Annotated in this window: 23 protein-coding genes; 10 read left to right on the top strand and 13 right to left on the bottom strand. The window is 37.7% G+C overall.

Features of this window, described 5'->3' with window-relative positions:
* From QZ576_RS12210 to QZ576_RS12180, 7 genes are all read right to left on the bottom strand, one after another.
* The coding region (locus QZ576_RS12210; protein WP_297097540.1) for a CHC2 zinc finger domain-containing protein at positions 1-278 on the bottom strand (278 nt) is incomplete at its 3' end.
* A 222-nt stretch (positions 279-500) separates the two neighbouring features.
* A complete protein-coding gene (locus QZ576_RS12205) occupies positions 501-1,838 on the bottom strand; it encodes a DUF3987 domain-containing protein (protein WP_297097538.1) in 1,338 nt (445 codons plus the stop codon).
* Positions 1,839-2,012, bottom strand: a complete 174-nt coding sequence (locus QZ576_RS12200) for a hypothetical protein (RefSeq protein WP_297097536.1) — start codon at positions 2,010-2,012, stop codon at positions 1,839-1,841. It lies immediately after the preceding gene.
* Between the two features lie 79 nt (positions 2,013-2,091).
* Positions 2,092-2,403 carry a hypothetical protein gene (locus QZ576_RS12195; protein ID WP_297097534.1) on the bottom strand — a complete coding sequence of 104 codons (312 nt, stop codon included), beginning with the start codon at positions 2,401-2,403 and terminating at the stop codon, positions 2,092-2,094.
* Between the two features lie 5 nt (positions 2,404-2,408).
* Positions 2,409-2,639, bottom strand: a complete 231-nt coding sequence (locus QZ576_RS12190; RefSeq protein ID WP_297097532.1) for a hypothetical protein — start codon at positions 2,637-2,639, stop codon at positions 2,409-2,411.
* A 12-nt stretch (positions 2,640-2,651) separates the two neighbouring features.
* Complete coding sequence (locus tag QZ576_RS12185) at positions 2,652-2,936, bottom strand: hypothetical protein (RefSeq protein ID WP_297097531.1); 285 nt, start codon at positions 2,934-2,936, stop codon at positions 2,652-2,654.
* Positions 2,937-2,958: 22 nt separating this feature from the next.
* Positions 2,959-3,219 carry a helix-turn-helix domain-containing protein gene (locus QZ576_RS12180; RefSeq protein ID WP_297097529.1) on the bottom strand — a complete coding sequence of 87 codons (261 nt, stop codon included), beginning with the start codon at positions 3,217-3,219 and terminating at the stop codon, positions 2,959-2,961.
* Between the two features lie 130 nt (positions 3,220-3,349).
* Between QZ576_RS12180 and QZ576_RS12175 the strand changes: the two genes are divergently transcribed.
* Entirely contained in the window at positions 3,350-4,075 is a 726-nt protein-coding gene (locus QZ576_RS12175; RefSeq protein WP_297097527.1) for a helix-turn-helix transcriptional regulator, read from the top strand.
* 160 nt (positions 4,076-4,235) lie between these two features.
* On the opposite strand, the gene QZ576_RS12170 is transcribed toward QZ576_RS12175, so the two are convergent.
* The 4 genes from QZ576_RS12170 to QZ576_RS12155 form a co-directional block, all read right to left on the bottom strand.
* On the bottom strand, positions 4,236-4,778 hold the full coding sequence (locus QZ576_RS12170) for a hypothetical protein (protein WP_297097525.1): 543 nt from the start codon (positions 4,776-4,778) through the stop codon (positions 4,236-4,238).
* A gap of 343 nt (positions 4,779-5,121) precedes the next feature.
* A complete protein-coding gene (locus tag QZ576_RS12165; RefSeq protein WP_297097523.1) occupies positions 5,122-5,535 on the bottom strand; it encodes a hypothetical protein in 414 nt (137 codons plus the stop codon).
* Complete coding sequence (locus QZ576_RS12160) at positions 5,535-5,996, bottom strand: hypothetical protein (protein ID WP_297097521.1); 462 nt, start codon at positions 5,994-5,996, stop codon at positions 5,535-5,537. The genes QZ576_RS12165 and QZ576_RS12160 overlap by 1 nt, the downstream gene beginning before the upstream one ends.
* 126 nt (positions 5,997-6,122) lie before the next feature.
* Positions 6,123-7,352, bottom strand: a complete 1,230-nt coding sequence (locus QZ576_RS12155) for a phage integrase SAM-like domain-containing protein (protein ID WP_297097519.1) — start codon at positions 7,350-7,352, stop codon at positions 6,123-6,125.
* 476 nt (positions 7,353-7,828) lie between these two features.
* On the opposite strand from QZ576_RS12155, the gene QZ576_RS12150 reads away from it, so the two are divergent.
* The 7 genes from QZ576_RS12150 (at position 7,829) to QZ576_RS12120 (ending at position 17,175) form a co-directional block, all read left to right on the top strand.
* Positions 7,829-10,603: a pitrilysin family protein gene (locus tag QZ576_RS12150; protein WP_297097518.1), complete on the top strand. Its 2,775-nt coding sequence runs from the start codon at positions 7,829-7,831 to the stop codon at positions 10,601-10,603.
* A 580-nt stretch (positions 10,604-11,183) separates the two neighbouring features.
* Complete coding sequence (locus QZ576_RS12145) at positions 11,184-11,621, top strand: hypothetical protein (RefSeq protein WP_297097516.1); 438 nt, start codon at positions 11,184-11,186, stop codon at positions 11,619-11,621.
* A 49-nt stretch (positions 11,622-11,670) separates the two neighbouring features.
* Positions 11,671-12,003, top strand: a complete 333-nt coding sequence (locus QZ576_RS12140) for a PadR family transcriptional regulator (RefSeq protein WP_297097514.1) — start codon at positions 11,671-11,673, stop codon at positions 12,001-12,003.
* Positions 12,004-12,047: 44 nt separating this feature from the next.
* Positions 12,048-12,677, top strand: coding sequence for a PspC domain-containing protein (locus tag QZ576_RS12135; RefSeq protein ID WP_297097512.1), 630 nt, complete (start codon positions 12,048-12,050; stop codon positions 12,675-12,677).
* 272 nt (positions 12,678-12,949) lie between these two features.
* Positions 12,950-14,185: a T9SS type A sorting domain-containing protein gene (locus QZ576_RS12130; RefSeq protein WP_297097510.1), complete on the top strand. Its 1,236-nt coding sequence runs from the start codon at positions 12,950-12,952 to the stop codon at positions 14,183-14,185.
* Between the two features lie 339 nt (positions 14,186-14,524).
* Entirely contained in the window at positions 14,525-16,441 is a 1,917-nt protein-coding gene (locus QZ576_RS12125) for an ATP-binding protein (RefSeq protein WP_297097509.1), read from the top strand.
* Positions 16,442-16,605: 164 nt separating this feature from the next.
* Positions 16,606-17,175: a hypothetical protein gene (locus QZ576_RS12120; protein ID WP_297097507.1), complete on the top strand. Its 570-nt coding sequence runs from the start codon at positions 16,606-16,608 to the stop codon at positions 17,173-17,175.
* A 124-nt stretch (positions 17,176-17,299) separates the two neighbouring features.
* Here the strand turns inward: QZ576_RS12120 and QZ576_RS12115 are convergent, their stop codons facing one another.
* Entirely contained in the window at positions 17,300-17,944 is a 645-nt protein-coding gene (locus QZ576_RS12115; RefSeq protein WP_297097505.1) for a hypothetical protein, read from the bottom strand.
* 223 nt (positions 17,945-18,167) lie between these two features.
* On the opposite strand from QZ576_RS12115, the gene QZ576_RS12110 reads away from it, so the two are divergent.
* Positions 18,168-19,154 carry a DUF1080 domain-containing protein gene (locus tag QZ576_RS12110; RefSeq protein WP_297097503.1) on the top strand — a complete coding sequence of 329 codons (987 nt, stop codon included), beginning with the start codon at positions 18,168-18,170 and terminating at the stop codon, positions 19,152-19,154.
* 126 nt (positions 19,155-19,280) lie between these two features.
* On the opposite strand, the gene QZ576_RS12105 is transcribed toward QZ576_RS12110, so the two are convergent.
* Entirely contained in the window at positions 19,281-20,348 is a 1,068-nt protein-coding gene (locus QZ576_RS12105) for a DUF362 domain-containing protein (RefSeq protein WP_297097502.1), read from the bottom strand.
* A gap of 175 nt (positions 20,349-20,523) precedes the next feature.
* Here QZ576_RS12105 and QZ576_RS12100 point away from each other — a divergent pair, with 175 nt between their 5' ends.
* Positions 20,524-21,186, top strand: coding sequence for an O-methyltransferase (locus QZ576_RS12100; RefSeq protein ID WP_297097500.1), 663 nt, complete (start codon positions 20,524-20,526; stop codon positions 21,184-21,186).
* Positions 21,187-21,286: the final 100 nt, after the last annotated feature.

Raw genomic sequence — 21,286 nt, 5'->3', positions numbered from 1 at the left:
CGCCTGGATATGTTTTCGCCCGATAGTATTTTAACGGCTCCAGTGATATCGGTATCATTCATCGCAATAACAAGATCGAGTATTGAGCCACCGGTGCCTGCTCCATGGTCGTACCAAAGATTTAAGCGTTGATCGACCTTAAAGCTTGGAGTTTTTTCGCCACGAATAGGAGAGCAATACCACAACCAGTGTTTCTGATTATCGCGACGATCAGGATTTATACCTATTCGACTAAGGTAGCTTTCAATCGGTATTTGTTTTGCTTCTGATATATTCATTTTCTTCGTTTTGGTAGGTTGTATATTTGTTCATGATGAAAAAACGATTTTATGAATAGTGGTACACGGTACAATAGGGTTGATGTTAGGTATATCAAGGATTTGAAGCGTACCACATGTGTACCAAATGAAAAGGTAATAAAACATAATTGGTACACTAGTGGTACACCTGTATTCCTTTGTTTATAGTGTTTATATGCTTGTGTACCATGTACCATAATCTTACATCTGTTTTTTTCCATTGTTACTGTATTTGGAGTCCAGGGAAAATCCCGCTTTTTGTGGCGTAATCCGGTCCAGTTGGCTCCTGGAAGAGTTTAGAACTTCTCGAGCTATTGTGGTTTTAGTTAGCTTGGTGTTTTGCACAAGCCAACTTGCAATTTCTTTTTTGTCGTATGTTCCGAATTTTTTATCACCGAATATTTGTCTGTATACTTTTAACGCGGTTGCTCTGAAATACTCCGTTATTTGAATTGCCGCATCCATTTCGCGAGGTTGGATCCCGGAAGTTGTAACACCTTCGTGTACATAGTTCATCGCTCGTATAATTATAGCAACGCGAAGAACTATAATATCAAGTTTACCGTAAACTCCCTTTAAATAAGGCGTTACTTCTTTGTTTATTTCGCGTACATTATCATTAAAATAGGCTTCATAAAGTTTTGCTGTTTGAGTGGGTAATATCAATGTTTTTGGAGTCTTGATAATTGTCAGCTCATGCATAAAATCATCCCATGCGTTTAATAAAGATTCATCGGGGGTAGCAATATTATAAGGTTGTTTCTCTGTATTGTCGGGGAAGAACGCAACCATTCGTGCTAGAAATCCATTGTCGGCCCGGTTGTCTGTAGCAAGGGTGTGTAGCAGTTCTCGGTGAATACCGCCGGCAACATTTATCACCGGCTTGGCAATGTTCAATATCCCCGATCCTTTACGATTGTATGTAACTCCCTTTTGGCTCCACATGCTTAACATGTTGCTTTGTTCACCGGAATTGGAATAGCGGCCAAAATCATCAATCCAACCTTTTAATTCGTCGCGATATATCATTATTCCTCTTTCATTGATACGGTGAGCTTCGGCCATGGCTTCGGGGGTGCTATCTTTAAGAATGTATTGATAACACTCTGGTCGTTCCTCGTTTTCGATACCAAGTTCCTTTTGTTCTTTTCGGGTTAGTGCCTTGTTGTTTTCAAATTCGCGGAGTTGGGAGCGAAAGGTTTTGTAGTTATTATTATCCTTTTGCGTGAAATAATTTAGACAAATGTCCAACGGTTCTGTTTTTCCATTTGATACATCACCTACAAACATTCCCCAAAATACTGCATTGTTCTTGTATTTTGTTTGCAGTTCGAATTTGTTGCCTATCGCTAAAGCGGTGGCCATTATTGCAGAACCAGCCCAATAATCTCGTGGAGTCCTGAATATTTCATGCATTTTATTAATAAAATGCTGAACAAGATCAGGCATGCCATCAATAGGTAAAAGAGGAGTGGTTATCTCTTCGTTTTCCCCAGGAGCACTATTTGTTGTTGCATTTTGATCCCTTATGACATCCATCTATTTGGTGTTTTCCTGGTTCGTCACTTTTCTTATTGCTAACCGAAAAAAATCGCTCAACGATATTTGTTCTTTTTGGCAGAATTGCTCAATTGCATTTCGTTCTTCTTCTGATATTCGAAAACCAATCTTTAAATTTTTTTTGCGAAGTTCTGTAATGCTTAAATCTTTCATTGGATTTGATATTTTAAGTTTTTGTCGAACCAAATTTTTAAATTTTGTTCGGCGATTCAAAAGACAAAAAGCAAACTGATCAATCCCAAAAAACACCCGTAGTGTTTTCCAGCTTCTCGCCTTTGTATTTAAAAACAGAAATGCGCTCGGGGTAAAGAGTGGTTCCGGTTGCCGTAAATTCGTCTGCCTCCGAAATTTCAAGCGCTTTTTTAATTAGATCGATCCTTCTTCGCGTCATCTCCAGGAGTTCTTCCTCTCCCTGTAGTTCCGATTTTAAATAGTCCTGCAACTCTTCGCGACTATGGCCCATTTGTCCGTTTAGGTTTATTCGAACAGTTTCACCACCATTGCAGCGTTTTAGTGTTACTAATCCTACGGATTCTCTTTTCATTGTAGTTATTCTTCGTAATCGTAATTTTGTTCGCCGGTAAGATGACGGTATAGCGATTGACAGAGTGAATCGGCAACATAAATTGATTTTAAATGATGCATAAATTCTTCCGCGGTTTCGGCCGAAAAATCAGCACTTAAAAATTTTTCAATAAAATAATCCTTTGCCTCGATAAGTCTGCTTCTAGCGGTATCTACTTCTTCTGATTCGAGTTTAGCTAATCTTTTTACTTTCATTTCTTTTTGATTTTAGTTGTTATTGTTCTTTTTGTATTCTTCCCATGTGTTAATCACCGGGAATCCTTCTGCGGCTTCGCCTATAACGCATTCGTCCCATTCCTCCGATATTGCAGTTAAATCATCTGAGATGTTGCTAGAATTTAATCTGCCTACTAATTCCTCTGTAGTTGATTTTTCTACATCATATTCGCCGAACGCATTTTTATTTTGCTCCGAAAATTTCTTTATTTTCTCTGTTAGTTTTTCTAACCGGGCGAGAAAGTATTCCGCAAAAAATTCATTCTTTGTTTGCATTCTGTTGCTGATGTTTAGTTGGTTACATGTTTTTATAAGCTTCGATTAGCTCAGATTTTAGTACAAAACGCTTGCGACCTTTGCCGTGAATCGGAATCTTTTCTTCTCTTATCCATTTGCTTAGGGTGGAGTAGTGCACATCTATAAATTGAGATGCTTGAGCAATAGTCATTTTTTCTGTTTTGAAGTCGGGTTTTGGTGTTTCCTGTTTGGTTTCCTCCATAAATTTTTTTAGGCCTTCTGCTATTTCCGCAGGAGTTGAGAGAATCATTACTTTTTCCATAGTTTTTAAAATTTTATATTGCAAAGATAGATTAAATAATCTAAAAATAGATAAAATGATTTAAAAATCAATAAACCGATAATATGATTGTGGGTAATTAAGGTATTTATACTTTTATTACATTTGTAGTATGAATAGTTTTTCTGAGAAACTTAATTATTATAGAAAGAAGAAAGGATATAGCCAAAAAGAGTTGGCTGATCTGACTCATACGAGTCAACCTACTATAAATACCTATGAAAGTGGAGCCGCTAATAGTGAGACTCTTTCGCTGTCAAACGCAATTGGATTAGCAAAAGCTTTAGAAGTAACCTTACCTGATTTGTTTAACATAGATTCAAGTGTGATTGGTTCTACTGAAACAGAGCTGTTGTCAAAAAACAATCATGAATTGAAAGAAAAAATAACCAAGTTAGAAAACCGGATTTTAGAACTGGAGCAAAGGTTGGTTGAAAGAAATGATTATATAAAGCTGCTTCATAGTGAAAGGCTTAATTTAAAACGCTTGTTAGCCGAAAGAGAAATTGAGGCAGAATCGAAGAAGGTATTTGAAGCAGAATATGAAGTTGAGAATGCTAAAACAGACCAGGATAAACAGGATGCAGATCGGTGGTTAAAAGTTGGTTTGATGTTGTATGGAAAGACGATTGAAGAACTACAAAAAGATAATATATATTCAGATTACGACATATTTTGTTTGATTTACGAAAATGACGTACATATTGACGCTATTTTAGATTCGGATGAAAATGTTGAAACCAAACTCTATAAATACTTTAATCAATATCTTAATATTACAGAAGAAGAAGTTCAGGAATTTAAAATGAGATTTGAAAATAGTTATCGCTCACCTTGATATTTTTATCTCATAAAATCGAAAACAGATGTCCTCTGAAAAGGACAAATCACTAGTAAATTTTTAAAACGTTGACATTCAGCTATGTAGATGTTGGGTGATTTGGTTTTTTGTATTTTTAGCAGAAACCGGACGTCATATTTTTTGAGTGCCGGCCAGATTATACTGCAGAGCTGTCGTCCTGGCTCGGAATTTCACCCTCGTAAATTGGAGCTGGTCCGTCGCTAAAGGTGGTGATCTCGTAGCTAACATGTTTTAAGTCGGCCACTGCAGTTCCGGAGTCGTCGGTTGCTGCTACCTCAGCAGGGAAATACATATTTCCTACCAGGCGATATCTGCCTTCATGATCGCGAACAATAAAAAACATACGACGTTTTGGAAAATACCTGGCTGCTCCGAGGTTTTCTTTTGCATGATTAGGAATTACCCAGGTAAGAGTTACTTTGCTGGATCTTCCATCGCGCTCCCCCTGAAGCTCTCCCTTCAAATTCAGTTTTTCAAGCGTTCCATACATGGCGTGCATATATTTTCCGCTCTTCATTATGATGTTATTGGCAATTACACTTACTGATTGTAAATCGGCAGGCTCTGCAGGAACGTCTGGAATTACACTGGCATCGGCAATAAAACCGTAATAACCTACTGATCGTAAACCTCCGAGGTTGGCCTGTCCTTCTGGATATTCTATAGCATCATAGTTCATAGTAAAACTGTTTTAAGTGTTACTTAAAGCTAATGTGAAGATCCTGGAGCTGGAAAGACAGATAAAAGGAGTTTCCACCGTTTGGTGTAAATTCGAAAATTGAATGGATCGGGAATCTTAAACTTTGAAAAATTTTCTTTTCAAATATCCCTCGTAAACACTAAAAAGGGGAGGGTGTTTGAAAAGAAAATTACCTGTAAATTTTATAGGGTCAAGCCGCCACCGGGCGGAAGAATTTGTATATACAAATTCACATCTTGCAGACCCCTCCCCCACCGGGTAGAGTCTGGGAAGTTTGTCATATCCATTATAACTGTATTGGGGATGGAGTTCAATTAAATCTTTATTCTTTACCTGGGGCGTATTCGGTGAATAATAATTCCTTATTAGTATAAGTAACCGTAAATAATTCGTCTGATTTTATTTTTTCCAAAATATCCTTGTAAAGCATAGCTTTTGATTCATTATTGATATTTGGTGCTCCATAAGGACCAGTTTTTGGGTGTAAAAACATTAGATATAAATTTTCTTCCTTAATTAGAATTAAGAAATAGAATCGATATCCACCGCTGCCACGTAATCTCTTTTTTATATAAGGAGTCTCTTTGGAATTATTTAGGTTCGTGCCTGATAAAAGCTCTTCGATTTTCTTATTGAAGAAATACTTAATAAAATCTTGTTTCAGAGTTCTGTACTGTTTCTTTGAAAGAAGTTTTTCAAATTCGATTTTAAATCTATCAGTACAAAAAATATTCATTAGACTAGAGAAAGTTCCTTTGTTGTTTCTTTGAAGTCTTTCATTTCCGGGAGGTAGAAAAATACGGACTCAAGATCAGAATATGATTCTTTAAAATCATCAATTGCAGATTTGTAGTTTTTTATTGCTTCTTTGGCAATTCCCTTTTGTCTGAGAGGATTAAAAACTACATAGTTTCTAATTAGTGAAGAATATAAATCTTTAGCTTGTGCAATTAGGTCATTTAAAAGCATCAAACATTCATTGTCTTCCTTCTCAATCTCGAACCAGGTTATTTCTTCAAGAGTGTCTGCTAGCTCTGTTATCTTTGTAGATTTCTCAGATAGTTTGTCTTTGAAGTCTAATATAGCATCAAGAAACGCATTCATTTTTTCCTCTGAAGAATTTATTTTTTCTTCAAAAGAAATTTTACGTACCTTTTCAACGGTGTGAACAATCTTATTTCTAGTAGCACATTCCATCACTATATTGTTTTATCTAAGGTTCTTAAATGGCCTACAAATGTATTATAAATATATGTAATTCTATATAATTCTATTATAACATTAAGTTTCTTTAATAAATTATACTGAATTATTATATAAATGTTATAGCTCTCCAAAAGCTTTTTTTATAGCTTCTTTCGCTTGGTCGTTGTGAATTCCTATATAGTGCTTCTTTATGATATCTGGGCTGCAGCCGGCAATCTTTGCAGTCAAAATCATATCTTTAGTTGTGTAGTACATGTATGATATAAATGTTTTCCGGGCAGTATGCGACTTAATTAGCTTATGTTTTGGTGCGATGTTTTCAGTCTCTTTTCCCTTTGGATAGGTTTTGTAAACCACCGGTGTGTTAATTTTCGCTATTTCACAACATTCTGAAATGTAATCGTTGAATTTTTGCACGCTAATTTTTGGCAATACTTTGTATTTCCCTTTGTATCGATCAATAATGTCGAGGGCTTGTTTCGGCAGCGGTATATTTAATGGGATCTTGGTTTTTTTTCTCAGTTTTGATATAGTGTCGTTATTAATGTGATCGTGCACCAGGTTGTCCAGATCTGCGAATGCCAGACCCGTGAAACAGCCAAAACAATATCTGTCGCGCACCTGGTTTAATCGTTTACTTTCGAATTTGTAATTATATAAGGTTGTTAGTTCGTCAATGGTCAGGAAAATGATTGTTTTATCTTTTTCAGTAGCTGAGAAATCATGAAACTCAGTTTCGATGTGGTATTTCAATTTATAACTCCAGTTCATGAAAAACTTGAGCTTTTTTATAGCTGTTGCGAAGGTGTTCCAGCTGAGACCTTTTGTGTTTAATATATAATGTTGGTATTTTTCAAAGAAAACTGAATTGATAGTGTGATAATCTACAAAGTAGCCAGTATCAGTTTCAAATTCCGAAAGTTTTGTTTTGTAAAGTTCATAGTTCTGTTTAGTCTTTGGTTCCACTTTTAAACCGGCAATGTATTCTTCGTATGCTGGCCAGAATGATTTTTCAGTTGCTATGCGTTTGCCCTGGAAGAATTGTTTTGCAATATCCGGTGTTAACGGAATCCGGTTTAAAAAGCAGTTGTCTACAAAATTTTCAAAGTCATTCTGTACCATTTCCAGCTTCTTATTTATTGTCTCATGGTTGTTTGTTTTCCCCGGGCGCGGAGGTTTAACGCGTTGCCGTTTTGAATTCCAGTCTGAAGGGAGAGTGTGATCAATTATTTTTGAGGAATTTTTATAGTTAATGGTAATATTTGCCTTTATAGGTGCCAGCCCTTTTTTGTTGCGATTGTTCTTGTCGATGTAATAAGTTACCTTTGGTTTGATTCTTTTAGGCATATTCCGTGCAATTTTACCTCAAATATAAAGAGAATTATAAAGAGAGAATGATGTACAAAGTTAAACAATTTTAATAATAGTTATTATGCACGAAATACTATATTGTGCAGTATAGTAGTGTTTTAGACGTGGTTGTGCATGTTTGTTTAATATATCAATAAGTCCAACCTGGGGAGCACCTCAAGAAAGGTCGTCAATTTTGGCGACCTTTTTTTGTTACGGGAAACTTGATTGACTAGCAGGAAAACTGAAGAAATATAATCCATATTCTCGATACTGCGCATTCGCTTTTCAATAATCCAAATATAAATATTAGGCAAGCCATTTTGATCTGACATGGAATAACAGACGTGTTGTGTGTATGAGCAAAATTTAGTAACTTGTAGTTTCTGTAAGGAATTCATTATAAAATAGTTCAGGCAAAATTAAGTGTGTGATAATGCAGAGTTGTATTGTTTAACCTAAAATTTTGCATCATGAAAAAAATTGCACCTCAGCGTTTAGTTTTTAAGACGTATTTTTTCGTAGTACTCTTTTTTTCCATCCTATTTATTCAAAAACCATCTTTTTCGCAGACCAATGATTTATCGGCTATCGATATTGCTTACGAAAAGATAGTTCTTGATAATGGATTAACAGTGATCGTTCATGAGGACCATAAGGCTCCGATTGTTGCCGTTAATGTATGGTATCACGTAGGTTCTAAAAATGAAAAGGTGGGTAAAACCGGATTTGCTCATCTGTTCGAGCATCTGATGTTTAATGGTAGTGAGAATTATAATGACGACTACTTTAAGCCTTTTCAGAAAATTGGAGCGACCGATATGAATGGAACAACAAACAACGATCGAACAAACTATTTTGAGAACATACCGGTATCTTCCTTCGATTTGGCTCTTTGGATGGAGTCTGATCGAATGGGTCATTTAATTGGAGCCTTGGATTCAGCTAAACTTGAAGAACAAAGGGGAGTTGTTCAGAATGAGAAAAGACAAGGCGACAACGAACCGTATAGTCAGGTTAACGAATTGATGTCAAAAAATTGTTATCCGGCCGGACATCCATATTCCTGGACGGTGATAGGATCGATGGAAGATTTGGACGCCGCAACGCTGGAAGATGTTCACGAATGGTTCGAATCATATTACGGAGCGGCAAATGCAGTTCTTTGTATTGCCGGAGATGTTGAAACAAATGCTGCCATTGAAAAGGTAAAGCAGTATTTTGGTGATATTCCTTCAGGACCACCAGTATCGAAACACGAGAGTTATATTGCCAAGCGCGAAGGTGTGGTAAGGCAAATTACACAGGACCGGGTACCTCAGGCAAGAATTTATAAGGTGTGGAATACCCCGGGATGGGGGACACCTTGTGCCGATATGCTCAACCTGGTTAGTGATGTATTGGCAACGGGTAAAAATTCAAGATTATATAAAAGGCTGGTTTACGAAGATCAAATAGCTACAAATGTTTCGGCCTACATTTATCCAAGAGAAATTGGAGGCCAGTTTCGGGTTATAGCAACAGCTAAACCTGGTGAAGATTTAAGTACGGTTGAAGCAGTTATTGATGAGGAATTACAAAAGTTCTTTGCAGAAGGGCCAACACAAGATGAACTGAAACTGGTAAAAACACAATATATGGCCAGGTTCATTCGTGGTATAGAACGCATTGGAGGATTTGGTGGTAAATCTGATATTTTAGCTATGAATGAAGTATATGGAGGAAGTCCGGACTTTTATAAAACAACCATCGAACGGATAAATAATGCTACAGCTGAAGACCTTCATAAAGTAGCTAATGATTGGTTGACGGATGGAGAATATATCCTGGAAGTTCATCCATTTCCAGAATATAAAACCGGAGAATCTGTTGTCGACAGGAGTTCTCTTCCTGAAAGTTTAACTGCTCCTGCTCCTGTTTTTCCCGATATTCAAAAACATACGCTTTCAAATGGTCTTCAGGTAATTCTTGCCGAACGACATGCTGTTCCAATTGTAAGTTTTGAATTAATGGTTGATGCAGGATTTGCAGCAGAACAAAATTTTCCGGCTGGTACAGCGAACCTTACTTTGAATATGTTGGATGAAGGAACGGAAAGCAGAGATGCTTTAACCATAAACAAAGAGTTGAATATGCTGGGAGCAACAATTAGCAGTGGCTCCGATTTAGATGTATCTTATGTATTACTTTCAGCCTTAAAAGAGAATCTGGGTAAATCATTGGAGATTTATGCGGATGTTTTATTAAATCCATCATTCCCGGAGAACGAATTTGATAGGTTGCAAAAACAACAATTAGCGACAATTCAGCAAGAAATGGCAACGCCCATTGGTATGGCAGTGCGTTTGCTCCCTCAATACCTATATGGTAAAGACCATGCGTATGGCAGGTCGTTTACTGGTTCCGGAACGGCAGAATCGGTAGCAGCAATAACTCCAGCGGTATTAGCAAAGTTTCATGATACCTGGTTTAAACCGAATAACTCAACTTTAGTCGTTACCGGAGATGTCTCAATGAATGAGATAATTCCTTTATTGGAAAATCAATTTGATAATTGGAAGAAAGGGAATACACATAAAAATACGATTGCTGTTTTGCCTCAAAAGGAGAAGTCCTCCATTTATTTAATTGATAAACCGGATTCTCCTCAATCTTTTATTCTTGCGGGTAATCTGTCGCCGTCAAGAGCTGATAACGATTATCTCGGAATAAAAATGTTGAATATGGTTATGGGGGGACAGTTTACTTCGCGATTAAATATGAATTTAAGAGAAGGGAAGCATTGGTCGTATGGCGTTCGAAGTCTTATACTCGATGCCAGGGCACAAAGTCCGTTTATTGTTGTTGCTCCTATTCAGGGAGATAAAACTGCAGAAGCTGTTTTAGAAATAAAGCGGGAACTCAGTGATGCTGCAAATAGCAAGCCTGTTACAAATACGGAACTTAATAATGTGAAGCAAAATGAGATACTCAGTCTTCCTGGCTCCTGGGAAACCGTTCAGTCGGTAGGTTTTTCTCTTGAGGAAATGATCAAGTATGGATTGCCTGAAAATTATTTCTCAGAATATCCGGATAAAATCAAGAATTTGGATTTGAATGATATTGAAAATGCCCAAAAGAAAGTGCTGTTTCCCGACCAGATGGTTTGGATGATTGTTGGAGATCGTTCAAAGATTGAAACGTCATTAAATGAATTAGGAATGGGACCGGTTTCTGTTATTGATGTTGAAGGTAATTTAGTTCAATAATTTTGTATGTATTTGGTATTAAATCAGGTATTTAATTTTAAAGACAATCTGTTTTCATCTAATATTTCGTTAATGTGTAGGAAATGAATCCCAACAGAAACGAATAAAAGGTGAAAATATACACCATTCTTTTCAAAACTTAGGTAGCAACTTCCGCTTATCAGGGGAGCCACCAAAAAGGGAGATCAATTTTGATCTCCTTTTTTTATGTCCAAATTTTCGAAATAAGTCTCCGGGTTCTCGGGTGAGTTTCATCTTTTTCTTATTACATAATTCATTTTAGTATGTAAATTTTTAAAGAGTACACCATTCTTTAAATAATTATTTATTACCGGAAATTCATTTTTACTTCTATTAATATAGTGAACGGGTAATTCGTAATATAAAGAAATAGAGCGAGTTGTTATTGTTTTGTGTATAATTCTAGAATATTGTATAGCATAGTACTGAGTAAAAAAAGGAAACATTTAAAAAAAAGTACTATATAAAGTGTAACGCTTTGAAAAATTGTGCGTCATATAAATGAAAAACGTTACAATACGATTTTACAGATAACAAGAAAACAACAGGAGGATAAGTCATGAAAACAAAAAACAATGTTCAGAAAGCAACAACACGATTATTGGCACTAGCAACTATTTTAATCGTTACTGGTTTAAGTGTACATGCGCAGAATTTAGGAAAATCATCATCGGTAGCTGATAATTTACCAGCATTTGCGATGGTTGATAACTCTATTGAATCCAATTCATCATCAGTTGAGGCTGATGTTTATGTATCAAATTTTGTAGAGGAAACAGAAAAAGCATTAAAACTGGAAGACTGGATGACAGATAGAGCCAGCTTTGATGTTTACTCACAGTATTACCAATTGGAGCAGGAGGGAGCATTGGAAGTAGAAGATTGGATGATCGATGAAACAACTTTTAATCATTGGTCTTTTCAGTTTACAGCAGAAAATGAGTCACCGCTGGAATTGGAAGACTGGATGAGTTCTGACGAGGTATGGAGCCGTTAGTTCCATAAGAAATCCACAAAAAATTATAACTATTAAAAAGTCAGAAATCATGAAACTAGAAAACACAAAAGCACAAATGAGAAAAGGCGTTTTGGAATACTGTATCTTGTTGGTTTGTAAAGATGAACCGGTGTACGCAGTTAACGTAATAAGTGGTTTGCGGAATGCCAACTTGATAGTAGTAGAAGGTACAATTTATCCATTACTGACCCGATTAAAGAACGACGGATTATTATCTTATCGCTGGGAAGAATCTACCCAGGGACCGCCTCGAAAATATTATGAACTGACCGAAAAAGGCAAGGACTTTTTAACCGAGCTGGAGGAGTCGTGGGGAGAATTGGTAAGTGCAGTAACAAGAGTTAAAGCCAACAGGGCATAATCATTTGAATCAGAAAAAAGTAAAACCTTTAAAATTAAATAAAAATGAAAAAGACATTAACAATAAATATTAGCGGCACGATATTTCATATTGAAGAAGACGCCTATGAAGAGCTGCAGAAATACATGGTAGTGTTGAAAAACTACTTTGGTAAAGATGATGAAGGCAACGAAATTTTCGCAGATATTGAAGCCAGAATTGCAGAGATTTTTACAGAAAAAACAGGCGGGAAAAATCAGGCAATTACCCTTGAATGGGTAGAAGAGTTAATAGAAACTTTGGGAACTCCTGAGAACTTCTCGGAAGAGGCTGGAGAAGAAGAACCGTTGGCAGGACAAAAAACAAGGAAAAGAAAACTTTATCGCGATCCTGAGCAAACAGTCTTAGGCGGAGTTTGTGGCGGATTAGCCGTTTATTTTAACATGGATCCGGTGGTTATAAGATTAATTGTTGTATTGCTGGCACTTATTACATCAGGAGCAGGTATGTTGGTTTATCTTATTCTGTGGATAATTGTGCCTAAGGCAGTTACTACATCACAACGGTTAGAAATGAGAGGAGAAGAAGTTACCATAAAAAATATTGAGAAATTTCTTAAAGATGAAGTTGATGCAGTAAAAGAGAGCTATAAAAAAATCAGGAAATCCAGGTTTTTTTCAAGAAGTAAGTCTTAGCTAAAAACTTTTAAAGAAAAATTTCAATCGATAAAATGTAAAACTTTAAACAATTAGCTTGCAACTTCCAACTGTGAGGGGAGCCACCAAAAAAGGAGATCAAAATTGATCTCCTTTTTTGGTGGCTGAATTTTTGAAAACCTCGCTGTATTGAAAAGAACATGATTTCTAAATTGGGAAGTATCATCAAAACTTAGGGAAAATCGGTCAACTCGTTTTATGTATCTGGCTGTAAATTGATTGAAATATGAAATCAATAAAAACCGAAAGCCATGAAGCGATTTTTACTTTTAACAATAACCATCATTCTGTGTGGTTACCTTACCGCACAAAACAATTCCTGGGAGGTATTTCTTGGGGGACAGACCGTAAAATGTATTGACTTTGATAACGAGAATATTTGGGCGGCTACCGACAGTTTTTTAATCAGCATTAATAAGCTAAATAAAAGTATCCAGTATTATCCTTATCCCGGAACTATTAATGGAGTGACCAACATTTTACAAATTGATAATAACGGAGTGAAATGGATTGTACAATCAGAGGTTGATAAGGAAGCTGTTAACGTTATTTACAGTTTTAGTGCAAATAAGTGGGATAAAATTGAGTTAAATGCCATCGGAACGATTGGTTCATTTGCAATTGATAAATACAATAACAAATGGCTAACGGCTGGTGAAATTTCACGCCATTTATATAAATTGGAACAGGGACGCTGCACGCAATACGATACCAAAAACTCAGAACTCATTTATGATTTTGTACAACAGGTTGTTTCAGATAGCGATGGAAATCTTTGGATGTCGAATTTTGGTAATCGTGGATCACTATTTACGGCTGATATCGCATTAATTAAGAATGATGGAGATGATTGGATTCCATATCTCTATGGAAGTGGTGTATATTTAATATCGAACATAACAATCGACAACAATGGTAATCCTTGGTTTGTGCAACCGATCTCCGTAAGTGCGCTGAATGAGCTAAGTACTTCCTGGTCGGTTCAAATTAACCTGGATTGGCCTAATTACATGCAACTGCATTTAATTGAAAAAGATAGCATCTGCTGGTTTAGTAACGATGAGGGTATTGCAGTTTACAATGGTAATGTCTGGAGTTACTATTCAACATCAAATTCAGAAATGCCATCAAATACTATTTATAAAATTGCCATCGATACTGACGGTACAAAATGGATAGCAACTAGTAATGGATTGGTATCATTCAAAAAAAGTGGTTTAGTTTCTTCCATTGAAACTGATATTTCGGTGATGGATGAAATTGAATTGTTTCCAAATCCGGCACGCAATTTTATAACCCTAAAGTTGCCTCAGGGAATTCAAAACTCAAATGTTTATCTACTTAACCTAAACGGGCAGGTAATTCAATCTTTTAATGTAAATGACAAACAAAAGCGATTGGACCTGAGTTGGTTAACACCCGGAGTTTATTTACTCAATATTCAAACAGATAAAAACCAAATGGTTAAAAAGTTCGTAAAGCAATAAAATGGTTTTATTCAAGAGGTGACTCTTTGTTATAATCAGTAGTCACCGAATAAAATGGCTAATAACTAACTTTAAAACACAATGACTTCGGTCCGGAATCATCAGAAATTAACGACAAGAATCAACTATTTCCTGTTTGACAGGTTTGATGCGTCAGAGAAAGAAATGAGAAAATATCATATCTGGACGCAAGTATATTTCCTTGCCGGAGGATTTCTTTTTCTTATGGAATCTAAATTGGTCAATGTTCCTGTTTTGGGACACCTTGGGTTGACCATGATTTTTTATTGGTTGGTACTAATAACTGTCTATTTTTTTATAAAACGAGTCAAATACCTTGTGTTGGTAAAAGAACTGGGATTACAGGCTATCGCGTTTTATTTTGTTTACCATATGGGTGGTATTTTAACCAGTGGCGGGCTTATTCTCCTGGGGTTAATACCGGTATTTGTGTCTCTTAGTTTTAAAAATTACCGATGGATAACATTGTCCTTTTCGGTTTATTTTATTTCAATAATTTACCTGGCGGTTGTGGATGATCAACTTCCCGGTAAAGATGTATTTTCATCTGATTTAAACCTGATGTTCTGGGCATTGGATTTGCTGTTTGTCACCATCTTAAATTTTATTTTGGCTTTGTTGGCACAACGAATTTTTACGAATATAGAACGTAGGGAAGCCGAGCGTCAGAAAGAAATTAATGACGCAAAAACGAGGCTTTATACGAATATTACGCATGAATTCCGCACGCCTTTAACAGTTATTTTAGGACTGGCCGATTCAGCAAAAGATAATTGCAGCAACAGTAAGGGGAAAATGGAAACGATTATAAAAAACGGCAAAAACCTGCTTCAACTTGTCGACCAAATGCTTGACCTAAGCAAACTGGAATCGGGACATATGTCGGTAAATAAAATAACCGCCAACATAATTCCTTTTCTAAAATATGTTTTTCAGTTGCAGGAGTTTTATGCCGAGGAGAAAAATATTTTCATGCGTTTTTCTTCTGAAAGCCAGTCGTACGAAATTGAATTTGATCCGGAAAAGCTGGCATCAATTGTTTCTAACCTTCTTAGTAACGCAATAAAATTTACGCCGGATGGCGGGCAGATCAGCATGAAAGTATATCAACAGGATGAAAAGATTTGTTTTGAGGTGAAGGACAATGGCATAGGTATTCCTCCTGAAAAACAGGAGACTATTTTCGACCGTTTTTACCAGGTGGAAGGCGGCAGTACGCGAAAAGAAGGTGGTGCAGGTATAGGCCTTGCCATAACACGCGAACTGGTGCAACTGCTGGATGGTACCATTTCGGTACGAAGCAATACCGGAGTTGGCACTGTTTTTACCGTAAAACTTCCTTATATTCCTGCAAGCGAAGAATCGGTTATACTGGCCGATGCGTATGAAGAAACTGAGTCGTGGACTGAACAGGCTGGTTCAGATGAGTTGCTGAAAGTGGGTATTAACGGTCATCATCGATTGCTGATTATTGAGGACAATCCCGATGTTGTAGGCTACCTGAAAGCCTGTTATCAAAATCATTTTTCAATTCATGTAGCAAACAACGGTATTGAAGGACATGAGCTTGCTGTGAACGAAGTTCCCGATATTATTATTAGCGATGTTATGATGCCCGGCATGGATGGTTTTGAATTATGCAAAAAACTGAAAGACAATTATCGAACCAGTCATATTCCGATAATTCTGCTAACGGCAAAAGCTGATATTCCTTCGCGGATTGAAGGCTTGGAAAATGGCGCCGATGCCTATATCGTTAAACCATTTAACCAGCGCGAGTTAATGGTGCGTATGCAAAAACTCCTCGAATTACGCAGAAAACTATTTCGCCGATACAACACCGGAAACAGCTTGACATTTTCCAACGATCCGGTTATTCGAAAAGAGGACCAGTTCTTTAATAAACTCAATAAAATCATTCTGGAAAACCTGGGAGATGAATTCTTTTCCATTCAGGTTCTTTGTGAGGAAATGGCTATGAGCAAATCGCAATTGTATCGGAAATTCAGTGCACTTACCAGTATTTCGGCCGCAAAATACATTCGCACGCTCCGAATGAGAAAAGCCAAAGAATTGCTGAAGACCACATCGATGAATATTACCGAGGTGGGCTACGAAGTAGGAATGAAAAGCGTTTCAGTTTTCAGTAAGGTTTTCAAAGATGAGTTTGGTTACAGTCCCACTGATTTTCTGCATCAAAGTCGAAAAACTGAGGAAGTGGTTAAGGCCGAATAAAACTCTTTTTTATTAATGCAAGTGTTGTTTACTCAAAATATAAAGTCACTTTGTTTCGAATGAGATAAACTGACAAACATCCGGGAAATAACGACAAGCGCAAAACACGTATTCATCCTAGTTTTGTAAATAATAATCAATGTTTAACCTTAAAATTAAAAATCATGAAACGTGTATTGTTTTTGTTATTTGGAGTTTTAATTCTGGCAGTTTCCTGCCAGGATAATTTTGTTGATCCTGAAAATGATTTGTCACCGATTGAGAAAAGTGCGAAATTCGAGAAGATCAAAACCTTCGAGGTTAAAGGCTGGACCCAAATTATTCCTGATGAGACAGCACCAATGTTTGAATGTATGCCCGTAGAGGCCGGGGTTGAAATGTGTTCATCAGGATGGTTAGCCGGGCATTTAAATATTCTTGGGAAGGTAGTTCAGGAGGAGAGTACCTACGAAAAATTGTATTGTGAACTGATGATGACACCGGAAGGACCTGTTATTTATAACGAAGTAAGTGCTGAGCTTCAGTTTGCTACCGGAGGACATGTTTCCGGGTTCGGTTTTGTTTGGATTAATACGGTAACCGGAGAAGTAACAGGTTATGCTGAATATGTTTCCGGAACCGGCCGTTTCGAAGGAATTACTGGTACAACCCAAGTTGTAAATGGTAAAGTGTTACCCGATGGAGGATTGTATTGGGATTCGGAAGGCGAGATAACATTAGTACTGAAAGACTGATCGATACTGAAATTCGACTACCATTAATTGTTCAAAGCATGAGAAGGCCTGGAACTCTATATTTCTACAATTGTAGTGTTCCAGGCTTTCTCTTTGGTTGATTTTTAACAAAGGCAAACGTATTTTATGAAGGCAACGGACTTCCAACTGCAATGTCGCAACGATGCCCCGGTTGGCCATGTGGCGGATTTAACTTCACACTGTTATTTGCAGCAACAGGTAGCGGGTCTCCCACAGGTATGTCACATCGATGCCCTGGTTGACCATGAGGCGGATTTACTGTTACTGATGCTCCGGGAGCATAGTTAATTGGCTGTGGAGAATTTAACTTTTTTAGATTCTCAATGGTTGGCCCAACTCTACCTGTTGATTGTTGTGTTGTCGTACTTGCTGTTGAAACAACTGGTGCTGCTTGAGTAGTTTTTGCCGGCTCAACTTTAGGAGTTGATGCGGGCGCATCCAAAGGCGCACCAACAGCAATGTCGCATCTGTGACCGGGTTCGCCATGTGGAGGATTGATTTTTACCTCAGTCTCCGTTGTTTTAAGCTCTTGCGGCTCGGGTTCTATCGATGCTTCAACAGTCTGATTTTCAGTATTAACTGTGTTGTTAATTTCCTGAAGCAGGTTTGATGCCAGTTCCGCAGATGAGGTTTCTGTTTGCACATTGCTCGTATTTGATGGGCCGCACGCCGCCAACGCCAAAAGAACAACTACTGCAACAAATACTCGCGAAGAAATTATTTTAAATGGACTGTCATTTTGTTTCATGATAAGGAATTTAGTTTTAAATAAAATCGTTACGAGTGAAACAGCGGGCTTTTCTATTAGGTTTATGAAAATGCCCGATTTAAGATCGCGTTAACAACTTTGGTGAAACACTCCTAATAAAATTGAGAAATTAGAGGCGAGGTTTTTAATCAAATGCAGTTTTTAAGTAGATTTGTGATTGTAAAAACAATATTTACAATTTTACGAATCAAAATAAATAACAATGAACAAACTAAAACCTTTTATTTTATTAATTGCAATTGCATTAATCGCTTTTGTCCCCGCAAAGGCACAACGTGTTGAAAGTGACTCGCCGTTAATCGGCAAGTGGGATTTAACCATAAATATGACTCCTGCTCAGATCGAGAGTCTCGGACTTTTCCGACACGGATTAATGGCTTCTGATGGATTCCCCGGATGGCTGATGGTTAAATTGTCGGGTTTCTCAACACTAACCGGATACTACGTTGGATACGAAGGAAGTGCTCGCCCAATTGCTGAAGTAATTTATGACGAAAAAACCGACAAATTTCATTTTACTATTCCTCCGCAATGGATGGATATTGACGATTTATATTTTGAGTTTTCATTAAAAGACGATAAGCTTACCGGTTATCAAATGCTCGATGGTAATAAACTGGAATGGACTGGTGTTCGGGCTCCTTCATTGGAAAGATCAGAACCACCAATTTGGGGAGATCCTATTGAAATGGTAACCGAAAACATGGAAAAATGGACTATTCCACAGAACAATAAATTTCAGATGATTGATGGTGTAATGGTGAACACCGAATCGGGTGGTAACCTGGTTAGTATTCAGAAATTTGAAGATTTCAAACTTCACGTTGAATTCCGTTACCCTGCGGGAAGTAACAGTGGAATTTATCTTCGTGGCCGTCACGAACTTCAAATCGAAGATTCAAAAGGAAGAACTGACGATGTAAGTATTGGTGGTATTTACGGTTTTATTGCTCCTGCAGTTTATGCAGCAAATGCACCGGGTGAATGGCAAACTTATGATGTGACACTAGTTGGTCGTCATGTTACCGTTTTGTTGAATGGAAAAGAAGTTATTTCGAACCGTCCAATTCCAGGAATTACAGGCGGCTCGTTGGATAGCAAAGAGGGAGAACCTGGCCCATTCCAGATTCAGGGTGACCACGGACCGGTGGAATTCCGCAAATTTACAGTTACTCCGGCGGTTAACTAAACTGCAGTTTAAGATTAAGAATCAAATAGCATAAATATGCTTATAAAATAAAAGAGGTCTTTTAAGGCCTCTTTTTTTATGTCTCAATTTTTGTGAATTATTTGCTGCTTCAGCGAGAGCCAAACCTTACAGTTCCTCAACTCCCCAAAATTTGTTAATCGATTGCCACGGAACTACAAATGGTTTTTTAAAGTTACGCCGAACGTCGTTTATTGCTTCTCCTCTAACCTCAATATCTGATAAACTGGCCGGAGTGAATCCTGATTTTATGGCCCATTTAAAAGTTGGAATTTCGGCGATTTCGAAACCCATAACACTGGCACCCACCAAATCGGTTGCAAACGGATTTGTTCCTGCAATTATCAAATTCATGTCAACCAGTTCTCCGTCGGTTGGTCCGTTTCCTTCCATCGCCGACGAGGCATCAATTACTGTTAAACCCATTTTGCTGGCGCGCACCATATCAATAATTTCGTAGGCAATTCCTTCTGAACCTCTTTCGGCTGCCCGGTCGTGCAAAAACGAACGCACCGAATAATAAACACTTCCCGGATAAACGCCGATCAGGTTTTTCATGCCCAGCGTAACCGTCGCCAGTGAGTGTGTTTTCATCATCGGAACAGAAACGAGCATATCGGCTTTGGTAATGGAGTGGTGAACGGTAATTTTGTCGTACATCAACCCATTGGGCACATCAATATCCACCATTTTGCCGGTGTGAAGATTGATGAGTGGAATATCCATCTCGTTGGCAAGTTTTGTGTAGCCCAGTTGCTCGAAAACAAAATCCTGCATCGGATCCAGAATCTCCGGCTTTTTGGTGCGGTACTGAATATTATCCTTGACATTAAAACCGGGAGCGGCTGCCGAACCTTCGCCAATACTCACTTTTTTACCTTCGTCTTTTATTATTTCTGCAAGCGCTTTGATAACCTCAGGTTTGGTTGTGCATTCCGGCATCGGAGCCACCAGGTTCGGTTTTAGCATCACCTGTTTCTTGTTCCGGAAAATTTCTTTTGGTCCTCCGATCAGGTCGATTGCTTCTTTCACGGCAAGTTTAACATCGCCGTTTTTAATCCGCACAATACTAACAACTGCTTCATTTGTAAACGGATACATGTTGGCCGCCAGTGCAACAGTTCCTGCAAGCGTTGTTTTTACGAAATCGCGGCGGCTGATAAAATTTTTGTTCATCGGTTAGATTCTTGGTTATCAGCTAATTTACGAAAATATTGAAGGATTTACAAGGAGCGGGTAAGGCTCCATCTGCATATGTCTTTGCAGAACTGATAGTTAAACCATTTGGGATTCTGCTTGTCTATGTTTATAAACCGGAGCAAACTGAATTATAACTTAAAATGAGACGATTATGAAAACCAAATTGCTTTCACTCAGGTATCAGATTCTGTTTATTTTACTCTTCCTGATCGTTCCCCCGGTAATGTCGCAACCTTCAACTGAAAATCCGGAACTGGATAAAAAGGTAAAAGCCTTTCTTTCTGATAAAAAATATGGCTGGCGCGATATGAATGTTCCTGCTTCCGACGGGCAGCTTTTGTACGATATAATTGTTGAAAATGGCTACAAAAATGCAGTTGAAATCGGAACTTCTACCGGTCATTCGGGCGTTTGGATTGCCTGGGCATTGAGCAAAACCGGCGGAAAATTAATTACCATGGAAATTGACGAACGACGTTACAAAGAAGCGCTGGCAAATTTTGATAAGGCTGGTGTTCTTGAATATGTTGATGCCCGATTATGCGACGCGCACGAAATGGCAAAACAACTGGAAGGTCCTATCGATTTTGTTTTTAGCGATGCCGATAAAACCTGGTATACCAATTATTTTAAAGATCTGGCTCCGAAAATGAGTATTGGCGGTTGTTTTACGGCTCACAATATCACCCAACGAAGAAGGCAATATGGAATTACGGAATTTGTGGAATACATTGAAGCACAACCCAACTTTAAAACAACCTACAATAACGATGGCGGCGGCGTTTCTATCAGCTACAAAACCGCCGAGGAATAATTTGTATTAGACGGTTTTGAAATACACAGTTTGTATCAAAGAGGTTTTATCAACCTCTTTTTTTGTGCCTTAACGCAAATATCAAATCTCACCGATATTT

Source organism: uncultured Draconibacterium sp. (assembly GCF_913060805.1).
Classification (GTDB): domain Bacteria; phylum Bacteroidota; class Bacteroidia; order Bacteroidales; family Prolixibacteraceae; genus Draconibacterium.
Note: the sequence above shows the minus strand (reverse complement) of the source record. Positions and strands in the feature narration are given on the sequence as shown.